The 18,819-nt window shown below is 73.3% G+C and carries 12 protein-coding genes; 9 read left to right on the plus strand and 3 right to left on the minus strand.

Going from position 1 to position 18,819, the window contains the following annotated elements; all coding sequences use genetic code 11:
• Positions 1–24: 24 nt before the first annotated feature.
• From L6E12_RS09825 to L6E12_RS09860, 9 genes are all read left to right on the plus strand, one after another.
• Entirely contained in the window at positions 25–1,500 is a 1,476-nt protein-coding gene (locus tag L6E12_RS09825; protein ID WP_236227645.1) for a CdaR family transcriptional regulator, read from the plus strand.
• Positions 1,501–1,675: 175 nt separating this feature from the next.
• On the plus strand, positions 1,676–2,794 hold the full coding sequence (ald, locus tag L6E12_RS09830) for an alanine dehydrogenase (protein ID WP_236227592.1): 1,119 nt from the start codon (positions 1,676–1,678) through the stop codon (positions 2,792–2,794).
• Between the two features lie 629 nt (positions 2,795–3,423).
• Positions 3,424–3,552 carry a hypothetical protein gene (locus L6E12_RS34730; RefSeq protein ID WP_255683120.1) on the plus strand — a complete coding sequence of 43 codons (129 nt, stop codon included), beginning with the start codon at positions 3,424–3,426 and terminating at the stop codon, positions 3,550–3,552.
• Positions 3,549–4,040 (plus strand): hypothetical protein, encoded by a 492-nt coding sequence (locus L6E12_RS09835; protein ID WP_236227593.1) that lies wholly within the window; start codon positions 3,549–3,551, stop codon positions 4,038–4,040. The genes L6E12_RS34730 and L6E12_RS09835 overlap by 4 nt, the downstream gene beginning before the upstream one ends.
• 101 nt (positions 4,041–4,141) lie before the next feature.
• Positions 4,142–5,443 (plus strand): ABC transporter ATP-binding protein, encoded by a 1,302-nt coding sequence (locus L6E12_RS09840; RefSeq protein ID WP_236227646.1) that lies wholly within the window; start codon positions 4,142–4,144, stop codon positions 5,441–5,443.
• Positions 5,443–6,354, plus strand: coding sequence for a hypothetical protein (locus L6E12_RS09845; RefSeq protein ID WP_236227594.1), 912 nt, complete (start codon positions 5,443–5,445; stop codon positions 6,352–6,354). Before L6E12_RS09840 ends, L6E12_RS09845 begins: the two co-directional genes overlap by 1 nt.
• 114 nt (positions 6,355–6,468) lie before the next feature.
• A complete protein-coding gene (locus L6E12_RS09850) occupies positions 6,469–10,266 on the plus strand; it encodes an ABC transporter ATP-binding protein (protein ID WP_374201856.1) in 3,798 nt (1,265 codons plus the stop codon).
• A gap of 379 nt (positions 10,267–10,645) precedes the next feature.
• A complete protein-coding gene (locus tag L6E12_RS09855) occupies positions 10,646–14,395 on the plus strand; it encodes a multifunctional oxoglutarate decarboxylase/oxoglutarate dehydrogenase thiamine pyrophosphate-binding subunit/dihydrolipoyllysine-residue succinyltransferase subunit (protein ID WP_236227595.1) in 3,750 nt (1,249 codons plus the stop codon).
• A gap of 73 nt (positions 14,396–14,468) precedes the next feature.
• Positions 14,469–14,648: a DUF6104 family protein gene (locus L6E12_RS09860; RefSeq protein ID WP_236227596.1), complete on the plus strand. Its 180-nt coding sequence runs from the start codon at positions 14,469–14,471 to the stop codon at positions 14,646–14,648.
• 14 nt (positions 14,649–14,662) lie between these two features.
• Here L6E12_RS09860 and hutI read toward each other — a convergent pair whose 3' ends face one another.
• From hutI to L6E12_RS09875, 3 genes are read right to left on the minus strand one after another with little or no spacing between them, the layout of a single operon-like run.
• Positions 14,663–15,814, minus strand: a complete 1,152-nt coding sequence (gene hutI, locus L6E12_RS09865; RefSeq protein ID WP_236227597.1) for an imidazolonepropionase — start codon at positions 15,812–15,814, stop codon at positions 14,663–14,665.
• On the minus strand, positions 15,811–17,343 hold the full coding sequence (locus tag L6E12_RS09870) for a formimidoylglutamate deiminase (protein WP_236227598.1): 1,533 nt from the start codon (positions 17,341–17,343) through the stop codon (positions 15,811–15,813). The genes hutI and L6E12_RS09870 overlap by 4 nt, the downstream gene beginning before the upstream one ends.
• Positions 17,340–18,521, minus strand: a complete 1,182-nt coding sequence (locus L6E12_RS09875; RefSeq protein WP_236227599.1) for an allantoate amidohydrolase — start codon at positions 18,519–18,521, stop codon at positions 17,340–17,342. The genes L6E12_RS09870 and L6E12_RS09875 overlap by 4 nt, the downstream gene beginning before the upstream one ends.
• Between the last annotated feature and the right edge of the window lie 298 nt (positions 18,522–18,819).

An 18,819-nucleotide genomic window follows, 5' to 3' on the forward strand; every position in this document is an offset into this window, starting at 1 on the left:
GGGCGGGTGAGCGGAGGTCGGGCGATGGTCGGCGTGCGGGACGTGGTGGACCGGGTCGGGCCGACGCTGCTGCGGCTGGTGGCCGCGGGCGGGGACGGCGCGGTGGGCGACGTGGTGATCGCCGACGGGGGCGTGGTGGCGGCCGGGGACCTGGTGCTGGGCGTCGGGGTCGACGCGGCGGGCGCGGTGGGGCTGGTGGGCGAGTGCGGGCGGCGGGGCGCGGCGGCGGTGCTGGTGAAGCCGCCGCTGGCCGAGGACCCCGCGGTGCTGGCCGCGGCGGAGCGCGCCGCGGTGGCGGTCGTGGAGGTGCGGGCGGACACGTCGTGGGCGCAACTGGTGTGGCTGCTGCGGTCGGTGCTCGACGCGGCGGCCGACGAGTCCGGGCCAGCGGACCCGTTCGGCGACCTGTTCGGGCTGGCGGACGCGGCGGCGGCGGTGGTGGACGCGCCGGTGACCATCGAGGACGCGAACTCGCGGGTGCTGGCGTACTCGGCGCGGCAGGACGGCACCGACCCGGCCAGGGTGTCGACGATCATGGGCAGGCGGGTGCCGCACGACGTGCTCGCCCGGTTCCGCTCGCACGGGGTGTTCCGGGAGCTGGTCAAGGGGCGCACGGTGGTGTTCGTGCCCGCGCAGCCCGACGGCACGCTGCCGCGGCTGGTCGTGCCGATCCGGATGGGCGGGGAGCTGCTGGGTTCCATGTGGGCGGTGGTGTCCGGGCCGGTGCCCGACGAGCGCGCCGCCGCGTTCGCCGACACCGCACCGGTCGTGGCGCTGCACCTGCTGCGCCGCCGGGCCAGGGAGGACGGTGCGCGGGGCCGGTCGGCGGACCTGGTGCGCGCTGCGCTGCTCGGCGAGGGCAGCGGTCGGCTGGCCGCGGCCGAGCTGGACCTGGGTCCCGGCCCGCACCGGGTGGTGGCCATCGACGCGCACGACGAGGGCGGCAGGCTCGCCCTGGCCGCCCGGCTCGGCGCGGGTATCGGGAGGCGCACGGCGATGGGCGAGCTGCACGGTGTGCTGTACGCGATCGTGCCGGACGAGGGGTGGCCCGCGCTGCGGTCCGCGCTGGGCGACCCGGCCGGTCCGCAGGCCGCCGCCGGGACCGCGGTGGGCGCAGGGGACCTGGCCCGGGGTCGGGCGGAGGCGGACGAGGCGCTGGCGCTGCTGCGCGCCGGGCTGGTCGGCGGTCGGGTCGCCGCGCACGACGACGTGTGGGTGGTGCTGGTGCTGCACCGGGCGGCGACGGCGATCTCGGGCGCGGTGGCGGGCATCGGCCCACTGGCCCGGTTGGACGGCAGCGACGACTGGTACCGCGACACCCTCTACGAGTGGCTGCGCCACCCCGGCGACCCGAGGGCGGCGTCCGCGGCGCTGCGGATCCACCCGAACACCCTGCGGTACCGGATGTCCCGGGTGGCCGCGCTGCTCGCGGTCGACCTCACCGACCCGGACACCCGGGTCGCCCTGCTGTGCCAACTGGTGGCCGAGCGCTGGCACTGAGCCCGGCCGTTGTCGCGCCGTGCCGTTGTCGTGGTGCCGTTGTCGCGCTGTGCCGTTGTCGTGGCAGCACCACCCACCCGGCTGATTCTCGTGCCCGTCGCACGATGACAACCGGGGTCGGCGGGGAGACCGTGGTACAGGACACCCCCGAGCCACGAGCGAGAGGACCACCCCGGTGAAGATCGCTGTTCCCCGTGAGATCAAGAACCACGAGTACCGCGTGGCGCTGACCCCGGCGGGCGCGCACGAGTTGACCGCCCGCGGCCACGACGTGTTCGTCGAGGCGGGCGCGGGCGAGGGGTCGGCGATCACCGACGCCGAGTACACCGGCGCGGGCGCGAAGGTGCTGCCGTCGGCGGAGGAGGTGTGGGCCGAGGGCGAGCTGGTGCTCAAGGTCAAGGAGCCGATCGCCGAGGAGTACCCGAGGCTGCGCGCGGACCAGGTGCTGTTCACCTACCTCCACCTGGCCGCCGACGAGCCGCTGACGAGGGCACTGCTGGCGGCGGGCACCACCGCCATCGCCTACGAGACCGTCCAGACCCCCTCCGGCGCGCTGCCCCTGCTGGCGCCGATGTCGGAGGTGGCGGGCAGGCTGGCCCCGCAGGTGGGCGCGTTCGCCCTGATGCGCCCCTCCGGCGGCCGGGGCGTGCTCCCCGGCGGCGTCCCCGGCGTGCTCCCCGCCCGGGTCGTGGTCATCGGCGGCGGCGTCGCGGGCGTCAACGCGGCGACGATCGCACTGGGCATGGGCGCCGAGGTCCAGGTACTGGACACCAACGTCGACCGCCTCCGCCAGATCGACGCCCAGTTCAACGGCCGGGTGCGCACCCTCACCTCCAACCGCTACGCGGTGGAAGAGGCGGCAAGGGAAGCCGATCTCGTCATCGGCGCGGTCCTGGTCCCCGGCGCCAAGGCCCCCAAACTCATCACCAACAACCTGGTGGCGCACATGCGCCCCGGCTCAGTCCTCGTCGACATCGCCATCGACCAGGGCGGCTGCTTCGAGGACTCCCACCCCACAACCCACGACAACCCCACCTACCCCGTCCACAACTCCCTCTTCTACTGCGTGGCGAACATGCCCGGCGCAGTCCCCCGGACCAGCACCTACGCCCTCACGAACGTAACCCTCCCCCACGCCATCTCCCTGGCAGACCAAGGCTGGCACAAGGCCCTGACCACCAACCCCACCCTCACCCCCGGCCTGAACACCCACGCAGGCCACCTCACAAACCCCCCCGTATCCCAAGCCCACAACCTCCCCCACACCCCCCTAAAAACCCTCCTAGAAAACTAACCACCCCACCCCACCCCCAAATTCATCCAACCACCGGACGACCACCCCCACTTCCCTTACCCACCAAGGCCACCAAGGCCCACCAACCCAAGCTGACCCAAACCAACCGCACCGCACAAATCCGGAGTCACCCCGAGAACCAAGCCACAGGACTCCGGGGCCACCCCGGAGACCAAGCCACGCTGGTCCAGAAACCAACCGCACCGTGAGACTCCAGGGGTCACCCCGGGAACCAAACCACGCTGGTTCAGGAACCAACCGCACCGTGGGGGTCCGGGGGGTCGCCCCCCGGGGGGAAATGACGAGACCCCCCGGCGAAGCGCAAAGCGCGAGCAGGGGGGTCTCAGGGTCGAGGGCGGCCCGCTCAACCAGCCTGGGGGTCACTGGGAGCGGGCCGCCACCTACAGCTTAGGCATAGAACCCCGGCTGTGCCTACGCGGGGGTGCCGGTGAGTCGTGATTACTTGTTCACCGACCACCGACACTTTCGAGTGAGAAACCTGGCAATGGGGTGATGGGCGGGTCGGGGACCTGTGGGGCCGGGGGTGTGGCGCCGATGTCGGGTGGGTGATGGAGCCTCGGTGGTGTGTCGGTTGTCATGATCCGTTCGGCCGGGATCGGGCGCTGACGGTGCTGGTGGAGGACGACCTGGTGCTGTTGGTGCCGCCGCCGGGCGCGTCGGCGGTCCTGTCGGCGCAGCAGACCCGGTCGTTGGGTGTGGTGTTGGCGGAGGTCGCCGAGCGGGTGGGTGCGCCGTGACCGGCTTCGGCGACCCGTTCTCGGACGGCCCGCCCCCGATCGGCCCCGACCCGTCCGATCCGGCGGGCCTCGACGGCGGCGGCCTCGACGCCCGCGACTCCGACGACGCGTTGCGGTCGGCGGTGCTGCGCAGGCTGGCGCTGCTGGACGAGGCGGCGGGCACCGCGGACGCCTCGACCCTGCTGCCGTTGGCGCGCAGCGAGATCACCCGGCTCGCGCAGGGGTGGCGGTTGCTGCTGACGGTGCACCAGCCGGACGAGGGCGGCCGCTGCCCGGCGTGCCCGGCGGTGGCCTGGCGCGGCAACCGGGGGCGGAGCTGGCCGTGCCCGGTGTGGCGGATGGCCCACGACCACCTGATCGGCGAGGGCATGGTGCTGCGCCGCGGCAGGCGCCGCCGGGCGGAGCTGCCGGTGGACGGCGTGGTGCGCGGCGCGGGCGGCGAGGTGGTGGCCCGGCTGTACCCGGCTCCCCGCGCGCACCCGGGCTGATCCGGACTGATCCGGCACGGGTTTGCCCATGTGCCCGGCGCGGGACCACCCGCATGGGGCAAGATGGCCGCCACGACATGCCAGGCGAGCTGGAGGGGTCCGTGCAGGACGGCAGTGGCCGCATCGTGGTGCAGAACCTGAGCAAGAACTTCGGGCCGGTACCAGCGGTGCAGAACCTCAGTTTCCAGGTGGAACCCGGGTCGGTGACCGGGTTCCTCGGTCCCAACGGCGCGGGCAAGACCACCACCCTGCGGATGATCCTCGGGTTGGTGACACCGACCGCGGGGACCGCGACGATCAACGGCGAGCCGTTCGCGCGGCTGGGCAACCCGGGCCGGATCGTGGGCGCGGTGCTGGAGGCCCAGGGCTTCCACCCGGGGCGCACCGCGCTCAACCACCTCCGGATCTACACCGCCGCCATGGGCATCGGGGATTCCCGCGCCACGGAGGTGCTGAACCTCGTGGGCCTTGGCGCCGCCGCGAACCGCGCGGCCGGGGCGTTCTCCCTCGGCATGAAGCAGCGCCTGGCGCTGGCGACCGCCCTGCTGGGCGACCCGCAGGTGCTGGTGCTCGACGAGCCCGCGAACGGGTTGGACCCGGAGGGCATCGCCTGGCTGCGGCAGTTCCTCAAGGCGTACGCGGCGGCCGGGCGCACCGTGCTGATCTCCAGCCACCAGTTGGCCGAGGTGGAGCAGACGATCGACCAGGTGGTGATCGTCAGCCGCGGCCAGACCATGTTCTACGGGCGCCTCGACGACCTGCGCGCCTCCCAGCAGGCGCGGGTGCTGGTGACCCCGGCGGACCCGGGTGCGCTGGTGACCGCGTTGCAGGCGGCGGGGATGGCGAACCTGTCGCCGCTGCCCGACGGCCGGATCGCGGTGGTGGGCGCGAGCGTGCAGCAGGTGGGCGACGCGGCGGCGAAGGCCGGGGTGGCGCTCTACGGCGTGCAGGAGGAGCGGGTCGACCTGGAGCAGTTGTTCTTCCGGCTGACCAACGGCCAGTACTCGGCCCCCGGCTTCGCCCCGCCGGGCGGGCCGTACCAGCAGCCGGGCGGCCACCAGCCCCCCGGCGGGTTCGCCCAGCCCGTCTACCAGCAGCAACCACCGCAGTACCAGCAACCGCCGCAGTACCAGCAGCAGCCGTACCAGCAGGCGCCGTACCAGCAGCCGCAGGCGCCCTCGCCCTACCAGGCCCCGTCGCCGTACCAGCCGCCGCAGCAGCAGCAGGTCCAGCCGGTCGTGGTGCCGCCCGCGCCGGACGCCCCCGGGGAGCAGGCACCGCCCGCGCCCGACTTCGGTGGCGACGCCGACGTGACCCAGGCGGTGTCGGACCCGACCGCCGGTCCGACGGGCTCGTCGGCCGACCCGAAGCAGGACCCGAGCGGCCAGGGGGGCGGCAACTGATGGTCAAGCTGATCAACGCGGAGTTCCGCAAGATCTTCACCACGAAGCTGTGGTGGGCGCTGTTGATCCCGGCGCTGGTGCTGTCGCTGCTGTGGGCGTGGGCGGCGTCCGCGCTGACCAGCGAGATCGCCGACCAGGTCAACCGGTCGACGCTGTTCCAGCAGGCCGACATCAGCTTCGAGGAGGTGTCCTGGTCGGTGATCGCGCTGGCCCGGGGCATGAACATCTCCTCGGTGTTCCCGATGGTGTTCGGCGCGCTGGGGATGGCCAGCGAGCTGAGCCGCCGCACGATCACCACCACGTTCCTGACCGCGCCGTCGCGGGTGTCGGTGCTGGGCGCGAAGGCGGTCACCTACCTGGTGTGGGGTGTGGTCTTCGGTGTGGTGATCAGCGTCGGGGTGAGCCTGGGCACGCTGTTCGGCTCGGACTCCAACTACCTGCCCAACGCCGCGGACTGGATGCTGACGCTGGTCGCGGGCGTGCTGATGTGCGTGCTGTGGACGCTGGTGGGCCTCGGGTTCGGCGCCCTGGTGGGCAGCCCGGTCGGCGCGCTGGTGTCGCTGCTGGTCTACGCGCTGATCATCGGGCCGGTGCTGGAGGTGTTCCTGGCGGGGTCGGGCACGGCGGGCCTGGAGGGCCTCGCGGGCCTGATGCCCAACGGCTCGGCCAACGGCCTGACGAGTTCGACGGCGGCGGCGCTGCTGTTCGACCAGATCCAGACGCTCGTGCTGGACCAGGGCGGGGTGCCCGCCTCCGCGGACGTCAAGGAGAACTTCGACGAGGTGATGCGGTTGGCCGCGGGGGCGCCGGGCGCGTACTCGCTGTGGGTCAGCGGCCTGGTCTTCCTCGGGTGGACCGCGATCTTCTTCGGGACCGGGATGCTGCGGAACAAGAGCCGCGACATCACCTGATCCACCGCCGGTGCCCGGGTTGTCCACAGGGCGGTCCGGCACCGTTCCACCAGTTGTCCACAGGCGCGGGCAGCTCCTCACCACGGGGAGCTGTCCGCGCCTACTGTTGTTGGCGTGCCCGAGAACAACGCCCCCGGTTGGATCCGCAAGCTCTGGACCGCCTGTTGGCGGCACCGCAGGCTGGTGCTGCTGTCGATGGCCGCGTCCGTCGTCGGCGTCGGCTTCCAGGCCGCCGGTCCGCTGCTGGTGAAGTTCGTCGTCGACGACGCGGTGGCGGGTGAGACGGCGCGGCTGGCCTGGCTGGTGGCGGCCATGGTGGGGATGGAGGTGCTGTCCTTCGGCAGCGCGTTCCTGCGCCGGTACCTGGGCGGCAGGCTGGCCCTGGACGTGCAGCACGACCTGCGCCAGGCGGTGTTCGGCGCGGTGCAGCGGCTCGACGGCGGCAAGCAGGACGCGCTGCGCACCGGGCAGGTGGTGTCCCGGTCGATCACCGACCTGCAACTGGTGCAGGGGCTGCTGATGATGGTGCCGCTGTCGGTGGGCACCGTGGTGTTCGCGCTGGCCGCGCTGGGGGCGATGCTCTACCTGTCGCCGCTGCTCACGGTGGTGGCGCTGGTGGTGACGCCGGTGGTGGCCTACGTGGCGGCGCGCAGCCGCAAGACGCTGTTCCCGGCCACGTGGTCGGCGCAGCAGCGGGCGGCGGACCTGGCCCAGCACGTGGAGGAGAGCGTCACCGGGGTCCGGGTGGTCAAGGGCTTCGGGCAGGAGGCGCGGGAGGTCGCCCGGCTGGAGAAGGCGGCCAGGGTGCTCTTCGGTGAGCGGATGCGGTCGGCGCGGCTGACCTCGCGGCCCGCGGCGACCCTGGTGGCGATGCCGTCGGCCGGGCAGGTGGCGGTGCTGGCCCTCGGCGGGTACCTGGCGCTGAACGGGCAGGTCACGCTGGGCACGTTTCTGGCGTTCGCCAGCTACGTGGCGAACCTGGTCGGCCCGACCCGGCTGCTGGCCGGGCTGCTGGTCAACGCGCAGTTGGCCAGGGCCGGGGTGGAGCGGGTGTACGAGCTGATCGACTCGCAGCCGGACGTGGTGGACAAGCCGGGCGCGGTCGACGTGCCGGAGGGGCCGGTGGGGGTCGAACTGGACGGCATCTCCTTCGGCTACACCCGCAGCGAGCCGGTGCTCGACGGGGTGTCGCTGCGCGTGTCGCCCGGGGAGACGCTGGCGCTGGTGGGCACGGCCGGGTCGGGCAAGTCGACGGTGTCGCTGCTGCTGCCCCGGTTCTACGACGTGCAGGCGGGTGCCATCCGGGTCGGCGGGGTGGACGTGTGCGACCTGCGGCTGTCGTCGCTGCGGCACGCGGTCGGGGTGGTGTTCGAGGAGGCGTTCCTGTTCTCCGACAGCATCCGGGCCAACATCGCCTACGGCAGGCCGGACGCCACCGACGCCGACATCGAGGCCGCGGCGAAGGCGGCGCAGGCGCACGACTTCGTCACCGCCCTGCCCGAGGGCTACGACACGGTCGTCGGCGAGCGCGGGCTGACCCTCTCCGGCGGGCAGCGGCAGCGGGTCGCGCTGGCGCGGGCGCTGCTGTCGGACCCCAGGGTGCTGGTGCTCGACGACGCCACCTCGGCGGTGGACACGGCCACCGAGGCCGCCATCCACGACACGCTGCGGGAGGTCACCGAGCAGCGCACGACGCTGCTGATCGCGCACCGGCGCTCCACGCTGTCGCTGGCCGACCGGATCGCCGTGCTGGACGCGGGCCGGGTGGTCGACGTGGGCACGCACGCGGAGCTGACCGCCCGCTGCGAGCTGTACCGGGCGCTGCTGGCCGGGCCGGACGACGCGATCGAGGACCCGACCCGGCGCGACCGGCGCGAGCTGGTGGCCGGGCCGGACGGGACCACCCCGTCGCTGTGGCCGGAGCCGGTGGCCGACGCGGTGGGCGCGGGCGGCGCCCGCGCGGCCGCCGACGTCGGCGGGCGGATGGGCGGCATGGGCCCCGGCGGGGCCGCGCTGGGCGGGATGCCGCCGACGGAGGAGCTGCTGGCCCAGGTCGAGGCGCTGCCCCCGGCCACGGAGCAGCCAGACCTGGGGGGCGAGGACCCGGCCGCGCCGGACCCGGGGTTCCGGCTGCGGCGGTTGCTGCGGCCCGCGCGGGCGGCGCTGCTGGTGGTGCTGGGCCTGGTGGTCCTGGACTCGGTGACGGCGATCGCCCTGCCCGCGCTGATCCGCACCGGGGTCGACTCCGGGGTGCTCACCGGGACGGCGGGCGCGCTGTGGGTGGCGACCGCGGTGGCGGCGGTGCTGGTGGTCGTGATGTGGCTGAACACGGCCGCGACCACCGTGCTCACCGCCCGGGTCGGTGAGCGGCTGCTGTACCTGCTGCGGGTGCGCAGCTTCGCGCACCTGCAACGGCTGGGGCTGGACTACTACGAGCGCGAGATGGCCGGGCGGATCATGACCCGGATGACCACCGACGTGGACGCGCTGTCGACGTTCCTGCAGACCGGGCTCACCTCGGCCGCGGCGGGCCTGCTGACGGTGGTGGCGGTGACGGGGGCGCTGCTGGTGACCGACCTGGAGCTGGCCTGGGTGGCACTGGCGGTGCTGCCGGTGGTGATCGCGGCGACGGTGGTGTTCCAGCGGCTGTCGTCGCGGGCGTACGCGGAGGCCCGCGAGCGGGTCAGCGTGGTCAACGCCGACATGCAGGAGAACGTGTCCGGGCTGCGGGTGGCGCAGGCGTTCACCCGCGAGGGCCGGTCCGCGGAGGTGTTCGCCGAGCGCAGCGACGCCTACCGGCGGAGCAGGCTGCGGGCGCAGCGCTACATCGCCACGTACTTCCCGTTCGTGACCATGCTGTCCGGGCTGGCGCAGGCGGCGGTGCTGGTGGTGGGCGCGCACGCGGTGGCCGACGGGTCGCTGACCCCGGGTGTGCTGCTGGCGTTCCTGCTGTACCTGGGGCTGTTCTTCGCGCCGGTGCAGCAGCTCTCCGGTGTGTTCGACGGGTACCAGCAGGCCAGGGTCGGGTTGCGGCGGATCTCCGAGCTGCTGCGCACGCCGACGTCGGTGGCCCCGCCCGCCGACCCGGTGCCGGTGCCGGAGCGGCTGGACGGCGCGGTCGAGCTGCGCGGGGTGAGCTTCCGCTACCCGGGTACCGACACGCCCGCGGTCTCCGACATCGACCTGGTGGTTCGGCCCGGTGAGACGGTGGCGCTGGTGGGCGCGACCGGCGCGGGGAAGTCGACCGTGGTGAAGCTGATCGCCCGGTTCTACGACCCGACCGGGGGCAGCGTGCTGGTCGACGGGGTCGACCTGCGCGAGTACGACCTGTCCGGCTACCACCAGCGGCTGGGGGTGGTGCCGCAGGAGGCGCACCTGTTCACCGGCGACGTCGCCCGCAACGTCGGCTACGGCGACCCCGGGGCGCCGCCCGCGCGGGTGGAGGCGGCGGTGCGCGCGGTGGGGGCGCTGGACATGGTCGCCACGCTGCCCGCCGGGTTCCGCCAGCCGGTGGGCGAGCGCGGGCAGGGCCTGTCCGCCGGGCAGCGGCAGTTGGTGGCGCTGGCCAGGGCGGAGCTGGTGCGACCGGACATCCTGCTGCTCGACGAGGCCACCGCCGCGCTCGACCCGGCCACCGAGGGGCAGGTGCTGGCGGCCAGTGAGCGGCTGGCGCGGCGGCGGACGACGTTCGTGGTGGCGCACCGGCTGGCGACCGCGGCCAAGGCCGACACCATCGTCGTGCTCGACGGCGGGCGGGTCGTGGAGCAGGGCGGGCACGCGGAGCTGCTGGCCCGGGGCGGGTACTACGCGCGGCTGTGGGAGCTGGGGACGGCCGAGCCCGCGCACGGCCTGTCCGGGCAGCGCCGACCGGACGCCGAACAGATGGTGCCGCTCGCCGATGGACGGGGGTGACCGGTGGAATGAAACGGACGAAACGGAAACGTAATCCGGGCGCTCATCCCGGTCCAATACGCCTGAACAGCGTATGCCCGTTGGACCGAACGGCCCAGGACGATCAATGCGGCGCGGCCTCCTCGGGAAGCGGTGGCGCCCCGGGTGTCGGCTGGTCAGCCGCGCCGCACCACCGCATCTGTCCGGGAACAACCGTCCGGCGCTCACGATCGGCCGCTCGTCGGCCGGATGGCGCACGGGATCGGTCTCTCGAACGATCCAGTGCATGAGGTGCCTCACGGCCCCCCGGTTGGCTGCCATCTCGCCAACGGGGAGGACTAGCCTGGCGAAGAGTTGTGCTCATTACCAGATCGAGTATGGATAGAGGCGAGAGCCAGCCGTGTCCAGCAGCAGTCCCGCGTCACAGTTCGGTGCCAACGAGTGGCTCGTCGAGGAGATGTACGAACAGTTCCTCGCCGACCCCCAGTCGGTAGACTCCGCGTGGCACGATTTCTTCGCGGACTACAAGCCCACCCCGCGCGCCGGTGCCGCGCAGGCCGAGGCGGGGAGTGACACGGCGAGCGCGAACAGCGCGTCCGCCACGGCCACCGCCACCCGGCCCGCCCCCACCAAGGCCGCCACGAACGGCAGCGCGCCCAAGGCCGCCGCCCCGGCCACCCCCCCGGCCGCGAAGCCCCCGGCGGCGGTGACCCCCACCACGACCCCGGCGACCAAGCCCGCGGCACCCGCGAAGTCGGCCACCCCGCCGCCCGCGAAGCCCCCGGCCAAGCCCGCCGGGCCCGGCGCCGAGGAGCGCAAGCCGCTGCGCGGTCCGGCCGCGGCGATCGCCAAGAACATGAACGCCTCGCTGTCGCTGCCGACCGCGACCAGCGTGCGCGCGGTTCCGGCGAAGCTGCTGGCGGACAACCGCATCGTGATCAACAACCACCTCAAGCGCAGCCGGGGCGGGAAGGTCTCCTTCACCCACCTCATCGGCTACGCCATGCTGCGCGCGCTCGCGGCGTACCCGAACATGAACCGGCACTACGCCGAGGCCGACGGCAAGGCCTTCGCGGTCACGCCGGAGCACGTGAACTTCGGTCTCGCCATCGACCTCGCGGGCAAGGACGGCGCCCGCAACCTGGTCGTCGCCTCCATCAAGGGCTGCGAGGCGATGACCTTCAGCCAGTTCTGGCAGGCCTACGAGGACGTCATCCGCAAGGCCCGCAACGGCGCGCTGACCGCGGACGACTTCGCGGGCACCACGATCTCGCTGACCAACCCCGGCGGCATCGGCACCAACCACTCGGTGCCGCGGCTGTCGGTCGGGCAGGGCACGATCCTGGGCGTCGGGGCGATGGAGTACCCCGCGCCGTTCCAGGGCGCCAGCGAGAAGACGCTGGTCGAGATGGGCATCAGCAAGATCATCACGCTGACGTCCACCTACGACCACCGGATCATCCAGGGCGCGGAGTCCGGCGAGTTCCTGCGCGAGATCCACCGCCTGCTGCTGGGCGAGGACGGGTTCTACGACGACATCTTCACCTCGCTGCGGATCCCCTACGAGCCGATCCGCTGGACCGAGGACCTCGCCACCGAGGGCGTCGACAAGACCGCCAGGGTCATCGCGCTGATCGACGCGTACCGCACCCGCGGGCACCTGATGGCCGACACCGACCCGCTGAACTACCGCCAGCGCAAGCACGACGACCTCGACGTGCTCTCGCACGGGCTGACCCTCTGGGACCTCGACCGCGAGTTCCCCGTCGGCGGCTTCGCGGGCAAGGAGCGGATGAAGCTGCGCGACGTCCTCGGCGTCCTGCGCGACTCCTACTGCCGCACCGTCGGCGTGGAGTACACCTACATCCTCGACCCCGCCGAGCGGCGCTGGATCCAGGACCGGGTGGAGGTCGCGCACGAGAAGCCGCCCGCGGCCGTGCAGAAGTACGTGCTGTCGAAGCTGAACGCGGCCGAGGCGTTCGAGACGTTCCTGCAGACCAAGTACGTCGGGCAGAAGCGGTTCTCGCTGGAGGGCGGCGAGTCGGTCATCCCGCTGCTGGACACCGTGCTGGACAAGGCCGCAGAGTACGAGCTCGACGAGGTCGTCATCGGGATGCCGCACCGCGGCAGGCTGAACGTGCTGGCCAACATCGTCGGCAAGCCCATCTCGCAGATCTTCCAGGAGTTCGAGGGCAACCTCGACCCCGGGCAGGCGCACGGCTCCGGTGACGTCAAGTACCACCTGGGCGCCGAGGGCAAGTACTTCCGGATGTTCGGCGACGGCGAGACCAGGGTGTCGCTGACGGCGAACCCGTCGCACCTGGAGACCGTCGACCCGGTGCTCGAGGGCATCGTCCGGGCCAAGCAGGACCTGCTCGACAAGGGCGGCGAGGGCTTCACCGTCCTGCCCGTCGCCCTGCACGGCGACGCCGCGTTCGCGGGCCAGGGCGTGGTGGCCGAGACGCTGAACCTGTCGCTGCTGCGCGGCTACCGCACCGGCGGCACCGTGCACGTGATCATCAACAACCAGGTCGGCTTCACCACCGCGCCGGAGCACTCGCGCTCCTCGGAGTACGCGACCGACGTGGCGAAGATGATCCAGGCGCCGGTGTTCCACGTGAACGGCGACGACCCGGAGGCCTGCTACTGGGTGGCCCGGCTGGCCATGGACTACCGGCAGACGTTCAACAAGGACGTCGTCATCGACCTGGTCTGCTACCGCCGCCGCGGGCACAACGAGGGTGACGACCCCTCGATGACCCAGCCCGGCATGTACGACATCATCGACACCAAGCGCTCGGTCCGGAAGGGCTACACCGAGGCGCTGATCGGCCGCGGCGACATCTCCGTCGAGGAGGCCGAGAAGGCGCTGCGCGACTTCTCCTCGCAGCTCGAGCACGTGTTCAACGAGGTGCGGGAGCTGGAGAAGCACCCGATCTCGCCGAGCCCGTCGGTGGAGTCCGAGCAGCAGGTCCCGGCGAAGCTGGCCACCGGCGTGGCCCGGGAGGTCCTGGAACACATCGCCGACGCGCACGTGGCGGTGCCGGAGGGCTTCAACCCGCACCCCAGGGTCAAGCCGGTATTGGAGCGCCGGGTGAAGATGGCCCGCGAGGGCGGCATCGACTGGGCGTTCGGCGAGCTGCTGGCGTTCGGGTCGCTGAACCTTGAGGGCCGGATGGTGCGGCTGGCGGGCCAGGACTCCCGGCGCGGCACGTTCACCCAGCGGCACGCCGCGGTGATCGACCGCAAGACCGGCAAGGAGTACCTGCCGCTGCAGAACCTGTCCGAGGACCAGGGCCGCTTCATGGTCTACGACTCGGCGCTGTCGGAGTACGCCGCGCTCGGCTTCGAGTACGGCTACTCGGTGGCGAACCCGGACGCGCTGGTGCTGTGGGAGGCGCAGTTCGGCGACTTCGTCAACGGCGCCCAGTCGGTCATCGACGAGTACATCTCCTCGTCGGAGGCCAAGTGGGGCCAGCTCTCCGACGTGGTGGTGCTGCTGCCGCACGGGCACGAGGGCCAAGGCCCCGACCACACCTCGGGCCGCATCGAGCGCTGGTTGCAACTGTGCGCCGAGGGTTCGATGACCGTGGCCGTGCCGTCGACCCCGGCGAACTACTTCCACCTGCTGCGCCGCCACGCCCTCGACGGCGTGCAGCGGCCGATGGTCGTGTTCACCCCGAAGTCGATGCTCCGGAACAAGGCCGCCACCAGCCCGGTGGAGGACTTCCTGGAGGGCACCCGGTTCGAGTCGATCATCGACGACGCGGGGGTGGAGGACCCGGGCTCGATCAAGAAGATCCTGTTCGTGTCCGGCAAGCTCTACTACGAGCTGGTGGCCGAGCGGGAGAAGCGCGGCGCCACCGACACCGCGATCGTCCGGGTGGAGCAGCTCTACCCGGTGCCGGAGAAGAAGTTCGGCGCGGTGTTCGAGCGCTACTCGGGCGCCCAGGACATCCGCTGGGTCCAGGAGGAGCCCGCGAACCAGGGTTCGTGGCCGTTCTACGGCCTGATCCTGCCGGAGCTGTTCCCGGACCGCATCACCCGCATCACCCGCGTCTCGCGGCGGCCGATGTCGGCCCCGTCGGCCGGGTCGAGCAAGGTGCACGAGCTGGAGCAGCGCGCCCTGATCGCCAAGGCCTTCGACTGAGTTGACCGCTGTTGTCGGGACCGCCGGGGAACGCACCACCCCCGGCGGTCCCGCCGTTTCGAGGAGTTTCGCTGTGTACTTCACCGATCGCGGTATCGAGGAACTGGAGACCCGGCGCGGCGAGGACGAGGTCACCCTCGCCTGGCTGGCCGACCGGATGCGCGCCTTCGTCGACACCAACCCCGAGTTCGAAACCGCCGTCGAACGCCTGGCCACCTTCCTGGCCCGCGACGACGACGAGTTCGACGACTGACCCGCCGCCCCGGCTCAGGGTGAGACGACCCGGGTCCCCCGCCGCCACACCGAGTGCGTCAGGGGGACACCGGGGCGGTAGGCGAGGTGGGTGGCGCTGGGGGCGTCGAGGACGTGGACGTCGGCTCGCGCCCCCGGGGCCAAGTGCCCCACGTCGTGCCGGTCGAGGCTCCGGGCCGGGGTCCTGGTGGCGGCGGTGATCGCTTCGTCGACGGTCATGCGCATCTGGAGCACCGCGGTGGCCACGCAGAAGGCCATGGACGAGGTGTAGGAGCTGCCCGGGTTGCAGTTGGTGGCCAGGGCGACCGCGGCACCCGCGTCGAGGAGGGCGCGGGCGTCGGGCAGGGGTTGGCGGGTGGACAGGTCGCAGGCCGGGAGCAGGGTGGCCACCGTCGTCGAGCCCGCCAGGGCGTCGACGTCCGCCGGGGCGAGGTGGGTGCAGTGGTCGACGCTGGCGGCGCCGAGTTCCACCGCCAGCCGCACGCCCGGGCCGGGGCCCAGTTGGTTGCCGTGGACCCGCAGTCCCAGGCCTCGGGCCGCCGCGGCGGTGAGGACGGCGCGGGACTGGGCCTCGTCGAAGGCACCGGTCTCGCAGAAGACGTCGGCCCAGCGCACGTGCGGGGCCACGGCGGTGAGCATGTCGCCCGCGGCCAGGGCCGCGTAGGCGCCCGCGTCGGCGCCGGGTGGGACGAGGTGGGCGCCGAGGTAGGTGACCTCGTCGACCTCCTCGGCGGCGAGGCGGGCCAGGCGGACCTCGTCGTCGACGGTCAGGCCGTAGCCGGTCTTGGTCTCCAGGCAGGTGGTGCCCTGCGCCAGGGCCTCGGCGACGTGGCGGCGGAGGTTGGCGCGGAGTTCGTCGTCGGTGGCGGCCCGGGTGGCGGCGACGGTGGTGGCGATCCCGCCCGCGGTGTAGGGCTCCCCGGCCATGCGGGCGGCGAACTCGGCCGTGCGGTCCCCCGCGAAGAGCAGGTGGGTGTGGCTGTCGACCCACCCGGGGAGCACGGCCCGCCCCCCGACGTCGACGCGGCTGTCGGCGGCGGGGGCACGGTCGGCGGACCCGACCCAGGCGACGCGGTCGCCGTCGACGACCAGGGCGGCGCCGTGCAGGGTGCCGAGGTCGTCGTCCTGGGTGCGGAGTTCGGCGATGCCGGTGATGAGGGTGCTCATGTCCACAGCTCCGCGATCGCTTCGGCGAGGAGGGCGCCGACGTCACCGAGGACGTGCCGCCCCCCGCGCACGACCTCCCGACCGCCCACGATGACCGTGTCCACATCGGACGCGGACGCGGCCAGCACCACCTGCTCGGGCAGGCTCCCGGCGGTCCGGACCGAGTCGAGGCGGAGGGCGACCAGGTCGGCGGGCGCACCGGCTTCGATGCGGCCACCCGCGTGCCCGAGGCTGTCGTACCCCGCACCGGTCAGGGCGGTGACCAACTCGTGCGGGCTGATGCGCCCGCGCTGCCCGGTGCGGTGGCGCTCTCCGTGCTCCAGCGCCCGGGCCTCCGCCAGCGGGTCGACGACGGCGTGCTGGTCACTGCCCAGGGAGAGGCGGGCGCCCGCGTCGAGGAGTTCGCGGGCGGGCCCGTGGCCGTCGGCGAGGTCGCCCTCGGTGGTGGGGCAGAAGCAGACGTGGGAGCCCGCGAGGAGGCGGATGTCGTCCGGGGTGAGGTGGGTGGCGTGGACGGCGGTGGTGCGCGGCCCGAGGGCACCGGCCTCGGCGAGGAGCCGGGTGGGGGTGCACCCGTGGGCGGCGAGGCAGGCCGCGTTCTCGGCGGGCTGCTCGGACAGGTGCACGTGCAGCGGCCCGTCGAACGCGGCCACCTCGGGGAGTTGGTCGCGCGGCACGGCCCGCACGGAGTGGATCGCCGCACCGACCACCGCCATCGAACTCGGCCGGGGGTGCGCTGCGCCCTGGGCGGCGGCGGTGCGGTCAGCCACCCCAGGAGTTGTCCACAGGCCGCCCGCCAAGGGTTCCGAACTGTCGGCTGTGGACGGTAACGTTGAACTCGGGGGTCCCCCGGGGCTGATGATCTTGGTCGGGTCGGGTGCGGCGGCCTGTGGCGGCGGGGGTGCGCCCGCGCCGCGCGTGGGAGTGGCTGCGGGTGCCGGGGGGAAGCCCACGTCGGTGGGAGGCGGGCGGAGGGCGGCGACCCGGTCGGCCCAGGCGGCGGCGGTGCCGTCGGAGAAGCGCCGCTGGGTCCGGGACAGGGGTTCGTCGATGCCGCCCGCGAGGTAGCAGGTGTCGAGGAGGGTGATGCGGATGCCCGCCTCGGCGGCGGCCTGGAGGAGGGCGTGGCCCATGGCGTTGGGGTCGGCGTAGCGGGTGCCGCCGGGGGCGTGGTGCAGGTAGTGGAACTCGCCGACGGCGGTGACGCCCGCCAGGGCCATCTCGGCGTAGGCGGCGCGGGCGAGGCGGAGGTAGGAGTCGGGGTCCAGGCGGTCGGCGAGGGCGTACATGCGGTCGCGCCAGGTCCAGAAGGTGCCGCCGTCGCCGTGGGTGCGCCCGCGCAGGGCCCGGTGGAAGGCGTGGGAGTGGGGGTTGGCGAAGCCGGGGAAGACCATGCCGGGGAGCGGGTGCGCGTCGCCCCGGGGTTGCCCGGTGGTGACCCGGGTGATGGTGGCGCCGTCGGTGTCGATGCGGACGCCGGTGGCCGGGCCGGTGGGGAGCCAGGCGTGCGCGGCCCAGTGGGCGGTCATCGGGCGAGGTGGGCGAGCACGTCGGCGAGGGCCTCGGTTCCCGCGGCGCAGTCGGCGGCCTCGGCGAACTCCTCTGGCGCGTGGCTGACGCCGGTGGGGTTGCGCACGAACAGCATCGCGGTGCGGGTGTGCGCGGCGAGGACACCCGCGTCGTGGCCCGCGCCGGTGGGCAGGGCGGGGACGCCGCCGAGGGTGGCGGCCAGGTCGTCGCGGAGGGCGGGGTCGAAGTGCACGGTGTCGCCGTAGGACTCCTCGGTGACCTCGACGGTGCACCCCTCGTCCCGCGCGGCCCTGCTCGCCGCCTCGGTGACGGCGTGCACGACCGCGCGGGTGCGGGCGGTGTCGTGGGCGCGGGCGTCGAGCCACAGGTCCACCGCCGCGGCGATGACGTTGGTGCCACCGGGTACCGGCAGCAGCCGCCCCACGGTGGCCCGGGCCCCGCCGGTGGCGGCGGTCCGTGCGGCGAGCACGGTCGCGGCGGCGGCGAGCATCGGGTCGCGCCGGTCGGCCATCGGGGTGGCGCCCGCGTGGTTGCCCTCGCCCCGGAACCGGAACCGCCACCGCCCGTGCGCCAGGATCGACGACGCCACCCCGACCGCCGCCCCCAGGTCGACCAGCCCGCGCCCCTGCTCGACGTGCAGTTCGACGAAGGTGCCGATCCGCCGCAGCGCCTCCTCGTCGCGCCCGACCCTGCCCGGGTCGACCCCGCAGGCGCGCGCGGCCTCGGCGAGCGTGGTCCCGTCGAGGTCCTTGAGCGCCAACGCCTTCTCCGGCGCGATGGCCCCGGTCATCAACCGCGACCCCAGGCAGGCGCTGCCGAACCGCCCACCCTCCTCCTCCACGAACACCACGACGGCCAGCGGCTTGGCAGGTGTGAATTGCTTTGTGCGCAACAGGTCCACGGCGTTCAGCGCGGCGACCACCCCGAGCGGCCCGTCGAACGCACCACCCCCGGGCACCGAGTCGAGGTGGCTGCCGGTCACGACGGCCCCCTCCCCCGGCTCACCCCACCACGCCCAGGCGTTGCCGTTGCGATCGGTCTCGACCCCGAGCCCCCGCCGCTCCGCCTCTCCGGTGAACCACGCCCGCAACTCCAGGTCGACCCCCGTGAACCCGTGCCGCGCGAACCCCCCGCGCCGGTCCACCCCCACCCCGGCCAGGTCGTCGAGCGAAGTCACCGAGCACCCCCAACCCGCCAGGCTACCGCGATCCCCTTGCCCCGCACCGAATCCATCCACAACCCCGGGGGTCCCCCCGATTTCCACGCTACCGCAGGGGTACGACACCCCGCCGCGATCCATCCACAGCCCGCCGAGGCAGCCCCCGAATCCCAGGCTGTCGAAGAAAAGCCGAAACCCGGGCGCAACCGTCCCCAGGCCACAAAGGCAGTCCTCAACTCCCACGCTACCGCAGGAAAGCCGGAATCCGCTCGCACCCATCCACAGGCGCCCCAGGGGACCCCTGATTTCAACGCTA

The organism is Actinokineospora sp. PR83 (assembly GCF_021056305.1).
Taxonomy (GTDB): domain Bacteria; phylum Actinomycetota; class Actinomycetes; order Mycobacteriales; family Pseudonocardiaceae; genus Actinokineospora; species Actinokineospora spheciospongiae.